The sequence below is a fragment of the Gordonia sp. NPDC003376 genome, assembly GCF_053589235.1.
Genome location: NZ_JBSFRM010000039.1, coordinates 37,003 through 43,581 on the forward strand (window position 1 = coordinate 37,003; position 6,579 = coordinate 43,581).

A 6,579-nucleotide genomic window follows, 5' to 3' on the forward strand; every position below is an offset into this window, starting at 1 on the left:
GTCCATGCCCGTCGACCTCCGAACCCGCAATTCGTTCCACGGGAAACGCAAGACCTCCGACTCCCCGTACGGTGGCCCCGCATCGTTCTTCATCGCCGAATCGGCCCCGCCCGAGACCGATGCCTCCATCGTCGAACGTGGTGGCCGCGAGGCCGAGCGGGACGGGTTCACCAGCATCCTGGTGAACCAGTTCTCCGACCGACCGGATGTGTGGGCCACCGCCGGATGGATTCTGGCACATACCGACACGATCACCGTGGCCGCAGCACATCGGGTGGGACTGCAGTCACCGACGGTGGCGGCCCGTACGCTCGCCACGCTCGACCGGCTGTCCGGTGGCCGCACGACCATCCACATCATCCAGGGTTCCAGTGACGAGGACATGCAACGCGAGGGCGACTGGCTGCCGAAGGAGGAGCGGTACCGCCGGTCCCATGAGTACCTCGATGTCTTCAAGCAGGAACTGACCGCCACCGAGCCGTTCGACTACTCGGGCGAGTTCTACCGGATCGCCGGCGCCCGCTCGGCCACGCTGCCGATCCGCACACCGCGTCCGCTGATCTCGTCGGCCGGGGCATCCGATGCCGGGATCGAGCTCGCGGCGACGCATTCCGACATCTACGCCCTACCCACGGTCCCGCTGTCGGACACCCCGGCGCTGATCCGCCGGGTCGTCGACGCCGCCGCTGCGAAGGGTCGCGAGATCGGCTTCTGGCTGGGTGGATTCAACGTGATCCTCGCGCCGACCGTCGAGCAGGCATGGGCGAAGGCCGAGGGCATCACCCGCGAGGTGCTCGACTACCAGGAACGCACCGGATACCGACCGGACCAGACGAGGATGACCGGCCTCGTCGACGACGCCGATCGCGAGCTGGATCTGCGCAGCCGCACCGACTCCCCCGAGGACGCGTTCTACGGCAGGCTGGGCGCACTGACCAATCATGGTCCGTCACTGGTGGGTTCACCGGAATCGGTGGCCCGGGCCTACCTCGAGTACTACAAGCTGGGCATCGAGGTCCTCACCATCGGCGGGGCCGGCGAGTTGCAGCCGCGCACGGGTGAGCCGGAGCTGGTCGACGCGGAGCACCGAGAACTGTTGCGGGCGTTGATCGGCGAGGTCAAGTCGTTGACCGATGCACATGATCGGGAGAAGACGACACCGGTCGGGGTGGGATGAGTCCGCTCATCTGATCACGCTCTCGCACCGTCCCATCCCCGAAGGACGACAAAGGCCCCGACTCGCTCACGTCGAGCCGGGGCCTTGTGCGCGCCGGACGTCAGTCGTCGGCGACCGTGATCGCCTCGGCCTCGTCGATCAGGGTCTCGTGGACCGGTTGATCGGCGCGGGCGATCACGCGTTGGCAGACGATCACGATCAGTGCGCCCACCAAGGCCGTTGCTCCTGCGAACAGGAAGGGAGATCCGTCGGTGTAGCCGGCCAGGGAGGTGCCGACCGGGGCGCCGATGGCACCACCGAGGAACCGCACACCGGAGTAGGCCGAGGAGGCCACCGGCCGCGGGAGAACGCTGGACTCCATCACCGCTTCGGTCAGAACGGTGTTGAGCAGACCGATCTCGAAGCCGAGCAGGATGGTGCAGACGATCAGGACGGGAAGACTGCTCGTCGACAGGGCGGTCGCGACCATCGTCAACGCGAACACGATCAGTGCCGCCCACAACGTGCGCAGCGGCGAGAAGCGGTGTGTCAGACGGGGAGCCACGACCACACTCATGAAGGCGATGCCGATGCCGAAGCCGGTCATGACCATGCCGATCCCGATGGCCGACAGACCCAACGGGTACGGCGCATAGGCGAGCGTGACGAAGAACGAGGCGTTGTAGAAGAAGGCCACGATGCTCAGGATCAGGACGGGGCGGATCCGAAGTGCCGTGAACGGAGCGGAGATCGGCGTGTGCACCGTCGACGCCTTCTGGGTCGCGGTGGGCTTGGGGGTGCGCACGATGGTGACGATCGCGACGAAGCCGACGGCCATCAGGGTGGCGGTCCCCCAGAACGGCACCGACCAGGAGAACTCGCCGAGCATGCCACCGACCAGCGGCCCGACGGCGAGCCCGATACCGAGCGCGGCCTCGTACAGGATCACCGCGTGACCGGCAGGTCCCCCCGAGGCGGAGATGATCGATGCCAGCGCGGTGGACAGGAACAGCGCATTGCCCAGACCCCACAGAGCGCGGAAGGCGATGATGCCGTTGATGTCGGTGGACAGCGCACATCCGATGGCGGCGACGACGATGACGGCGAGGCCGAGCAGCATGGTGGTGCGGGTGCCGATGCGCGACGAGATCCAACTGGTGAAGAACATGACCACCGCGGTGATCACGAGGTAGCTGGTGAACAGCAACGAGGTCTGTGTCGGTGTGGCGCCGAGGTCTTCGGAGATCGTGGGGAGGATCGGCCCGACGAGACCGATGCCCATGAAGGCGACCATCGAGGCGAAGGCGACGGCCCAGACGGCGGGAGGTTGCCTCAGCAGTGACGGCTTCTGGCTGACGTGATCACCGGGATCGACGGCGCCGACCGACGGGGACTGTGCGTCTCGGGTTCGGGTCATGAGCGGATGAATTCCTTTCCGTGCGGGTACTACCGGCCGGCGCCGGGCAGCACGAGGCGACCCCGCGGTGGCGTCGGCGCAGGCAGCAGCCCGCGACCGCCGGCGTCAACCGTGGCGGTGCTTGGTGTGAATGAGATCCTCGGGTCAGCGCGGCGGCGGACCGTCGAGCGGTGCGGCGTCGAGGAGTGTCACCGTGCGTGCGATCGCCGCGACATCGTCGTCGGGCAGATCACGGAAGTACGGTTCCAGTGCCTCACCGATGCGGCGATGCCAGTCGGCCTGGAGCGCGGTCCCTTCGTCGGTGATGGCGAAGCGCGCGGCCCGGGCGTCCGAATCGGCCACGCGCCGCACCCAGCCGTCGTCGGCCATGGTGGCGAGTAGCCGCGTCATCGCCGGCTGGGTGAGCCGAACGTGGACGGCGAGCTCGCCGGTGCGCAGCGGACCGTGATCGGTCAGCGTCGCCAACGTCAGGTAGACGTTCGGCGAGACCTTCTCGGCGGTCTCCCGGACAGCCACCCGCGTCAGGCGTTGGCCTGCGAGGACGAGGCTGCAGAGGAGATCGCTGTACGAGGACACTCAAATAACATACCTCATTTATATACCTTATGCATATACTTTCCCGTGCCCTGGCCCGCGAGACGGAACCGGAGACCGATCACCCCGGAATAAAAGTTGACTGCCCAGCGCTCAACTTGACATAAGAATGCTTCGACAGAGCAAGCGTTCGCTGAGAAAGGACACGCACCATGGCAACCACCGGACGCCTCGTTCCCGCCCGCCGCGTCGGCGCCCCCTTCTTCGCACCGTTCCGGGTGTTCGACGACAACCGCCATCTGCTCGACCTGTTCGACGCCGCGTTCGCCGGGCTCGAGCCTGCCCGCATCGCGACCGCGGCCTGGACCCCGGCGGTCACCGTCGAGGAGACCGAGCAGAGCTACCTCGTCGAGGCCGAACTGCCCGGCATCAAGCGCGAGGACATCAGCGTCGAACTCGACGACAACGTCCTGCACGTCCACGGCGAGACCACCGCGGTCGAGCGCACCGGCGAGGTACGACACCAGACGCGCCGTACCGGCAAGTTCGACTACCGTCTCGCGCTCCCGGGCGAGGTGGACGCGGACAAGGTCGAGGCCACCCTCACCGACGGTGTCCTCAAGCTCGGCCTGCCCAAGGCCGGACCCGCCCAGGCACGTCAGATCACGATCTCGACGGAGACCGCCGCGTCGACCGACACCACCGAGACCCCTGCCGACGGCGCAGCCGAGAGCTGATCGACACAACCGCCCCATCCAGCCGACGCCGCCCCGCATCCGTGCGCGGGCGGCGTCGCCGTGTCGGCACCGGATTCTCCCGGTCCGTGCGGCGATACCCTGTGCTCATGGTCGACGACCCGTTCGCGAACACCCCGACTCCGCCCTACGTCGCGGTGATCTTCACGTCGATCCGCACGCCCGGCGACAACGGATACGCCGTGATGTCGGCCCGGATGGACGAGTTGGCACGTACGCGGCCCGGCTGTCTCGGGATCGAATCGGCCCGCGAGGAGCTCGGCATCACCGTCTCGTACTGGATCGACGAGGCCGCCGCGCAGGCGTGGAAGCACGTCGCCGAGCACGAGATCGCCCAGCAACGAGGACGGAGCACCTGGTACGCCGACTACCAGGTCCGTGTGGCGACGGTGACCCGCTCGTATGGGCCCGCCGGACCGCGCTGAGATCCGGAGTCCCGGTGTGTCATTCCAGCGATGGAGCCACGAGGCCGACGCGGCGTCGAAGTGCTAGGTTCGCCACATGCAATCGTTCGGCGGAGGACAGATCGCCGGACACCGGCTCGCCGAGATCCTCGGTCAGGGCGGCATGGGCACCGTCTACGCGGCGCATCATCCCCGTCTGCCGCGCATGGTGGCACTCAAGGTCCTCAACGCATCGGTCTCCACCGACCCGACGTTCCGGCTGCGATTCCAGCGTGAAGGTCAGCTCGCCGCCGGGCTCGAACACCCGCACATCGTCCCCATCTACGACTGCGGTGACGACGACGGCCACCTCTGGCTGAGCATGCGACTAGTGCGTGGTACCACGGCCGGGGCACTCATCGCCCGCGCCCCGCAGGGCATGGACATCGGGGTCGCGATGGAGATCCTCACCGACATCGCCCGCGCCCTCGACTTCGGTCACCGCCGCGGCGTCGTCCATCGTGATGTGAAGCCCGCGAACATCCTGATCGACACCGAGGTCGACCAGATCCTGCTCGGCGACTTCGGGATCGCCCGCCAGATCGGCGCCGACGACGGACTCACCGCCGCCGGGACGTTCATCGGAACGTTCGACTACTGCTCCCCCGAGCAGCTCTCCGACGACGACCTCGACGGTCGCGCCGACCAGTACAGCCTCGCGTGCATGGCCGCACACCTGCTCACCGGCTGCAAACCGTTCCGCGGTCCCACCGCCGCCACCGTGATGAAGCAGCATCTCGCCGATCCCCCACCCTCCATCTCCGCAATGCGCCCCGGACTGCCCGTGGCCGTCGACGCCGTGATCGCCCGCGGCATGGCCAAACGTCGCGACGACAGGTACCGCACATGCACCGAGTTCGTGGCCGCGCTGTCGGCGACGCTGGGCCAGGCCACCGGAACCATCATCGAACCGACTGCACAGCAGGACATCTCGGCCCAGAACGCCGATACCGTCGTCGCCCACCACGCACCCGCCACCCTGCAGCCGCCTACCCCCGCACCCGACCACTTCGACTTCGTCGGGGAGGCACAGGAATTCACCTACAGTGTCGACGGCCGGTCACACACCGTCCGCCTGCGGCGCATCCGCGCACGGCGCGATCTCCCACAGCATCGGGTGCAGGCCGGCGACGTCGGCGGATGGCTCGAATCGCAGGCCAACCTCGCCGATCAGGCGTGGGTGGGCGAAGAGGCGTGGGTTGTCGGGGATGCGCGGGTCAGGGAGAACGCGTCCGTCCGGGAGAACGCCTTCGTGGGCGATCGCGCCGGGGTGGCCGGTACCGCCCGCGTCGACGGCGATTCGTCGGTCTTCGGCGACGCACACGTCGCCGGCAACACCCGAGTGTCCGGCATGGCCGAGATCAAGGACTCTGCAACAGTCTCCGGTAGCGCCTGGGTGTACGAGGAGGCCGTCCTCGCCGACTCGGCGAGAGCCACCGACAACGCCCGGATCTGCGGCGGGTCCCGGGTGGCCGGACGCGCACAGATCACCGACTACGCCATCGTGTCCGAGCACGCGACGATCACCGACGACGCCCACGTCTCCGGACATGCCCGCGTCTCCGGTTCGGCCTCGGTGAGCGGTCGGGCACGGGTCGAAGAACGAGCCCGTGTACTCGGAACCGCCGAAATCGGCGGCTCCGTCACCGTCGCCGACGAACAAGTGGTCGGCTAGTCGAGTTGACGGTTGATTCCCCGAGGAGCGCAGGAACTCGAGTCAAGATGTGCCACTTGGTGGTTGAGCCGACGAGGAGCGCAGCGACGAGACGAGTCGAAACCCCCGCCGGCCTGGCTCCGAACGCAGCCACCCCTGACGATGGTCGCCGACACCGTCGGGTCACCGGGCTTCGACACGGGTCCTCGCGATGCTCGGTCCCGGCTCAACCACCGAATGTGGTTGTACCCATTGGTGGTTGAGCCGACGAGGAGCGCAGCGACAAGTCAAGTCGAAACCCCCGCCGGCCGAATTCGCCGGCGCGAGCATCACCGTTGACCCCGACTCAACCACCCAATATGGGTGCACCCGTTGATAGTTGAGCCGACGAGGAGCGCAGCGACAAGTCGAGTCGAAACCCCCCGCCGGCCGAACTCGCCGGCGCGAGCATCACCGTTGACCCGAGTGGACCAGCGAATGGGGTTGTACCCATTGGTGGTTGAGCCGACGAGGAGCGTAGCGACGAGTCGAGTCGAAACCTCTGCCGGCCGAGCTCGGAACGCAGCCCATGTTAGAGGTGGTCACCGTCCGCGGTGACCTACCGAGGTTTCGACACGGGT

Annotated in this window: 6 protein-coding genes; 4 read left to right on the forward strand and 2 right to left on the reverse strand. The window is 67.5% G+C overall.

Annotated features, from left to right (window positions below; translation table 11 throughout):
* Positions 1 to 4 precede the first annotated feature (4 nt).
* Complete coding sequence (locus tag ACWDUA_RS23890; protein WP_449753510.1) at positions 5 to 1,177, forward strand: LLM class flavin-dependent oxidoreductase; 1,173 nt, start codon at positions 5 to 7, stop codon at positions 1,175 to 1,177.
* A gap of 100 nt (positions 1,178 to 1,277) precedes the next feature.
* Here the strand turns inward: ACWDUA_RS23890 and ACWDUA_RS23895 are convergent, their stop codons facing one another.
* Together ACWDUA_RS23895 and ACWDUA_RS23900 are read right to left on the reverse strand one after the other, a co-directional pair.
* Positions 1,278 to 2,573, reverse strand: a complete 1,296-nt coding sequence (locus ACWDUA_RS23895; protein ID WP_449753511.1) for an MFS transporter — start codon at positions 2,571 to 2,573, stop codon at positions 1,278 to 1,280.
* 144 nt (positions 2,574 to 2,717) lie between these two features.
* On the reverse strand, positions 2,718 to 3,149 hold the full coding sequence (locus ACWDUA_RS23900; protein WP_449753512.1) for a MarR family winged helix-turn-helix transcriptional regulator: 432 nt from the start codon (positions 3,147 to 3,149) through the stop codon (positions 2,718 to 2,720).
* Positions 3,150 to 3,319: 170 nt separating this feature from the next.
* Here ACWDUA_RS23900 and ACWDUA_RS23905 point away from each other — a divergent pair, with 170 nt between their 5' ends.
* The 3 genes from ACWDUA_RS23905 (at position 3,320) to ACWDUA_RS23915 (ending at position 5,980) form a co-directional block, all read left to right on the forward strand.
* Positions 3,320 to 3,844 (forward strand): Hsp20/alpha crystallin family protein, encoded by a 525-nt coding sequence (locus ACWDUA_RS23905; RefSeq protein WP_449753513.1) that lies wholly within the window; start codon positions 3,320 to 3,322, stop codon positions 3,842 to 3,844.
* A 107-nt stretch (positions 3,845 to 3,951) separates the two neighbouring features.
* Positions 3,952 to 4,287, forward strand: coding sequence for an antibiotic biosynthesis monooxygenase family protein (locus ACWDUA_RS23910; protein WP_449753514.1), 336 nt, complete (start codon positions 3,952 to 3,954; stop codon positions 4,285 to 4,287).
* A gap of 76 nt (positions 4,288 to 4,363) precedes the next feature.
* Complete coding sequence (locus ACWDUA_RS23915) at positions 4,364 to 5,980, forward strand: serine/threonine-protein kinase (protein ID WP_449753515.1); 1,617 nt, start codon at positions 4,364 to 4,366, stop codon at positions 5,978 to 5,980.
* Positions 5,981 to 6,579: the final 599 nt, after the last annotated feature.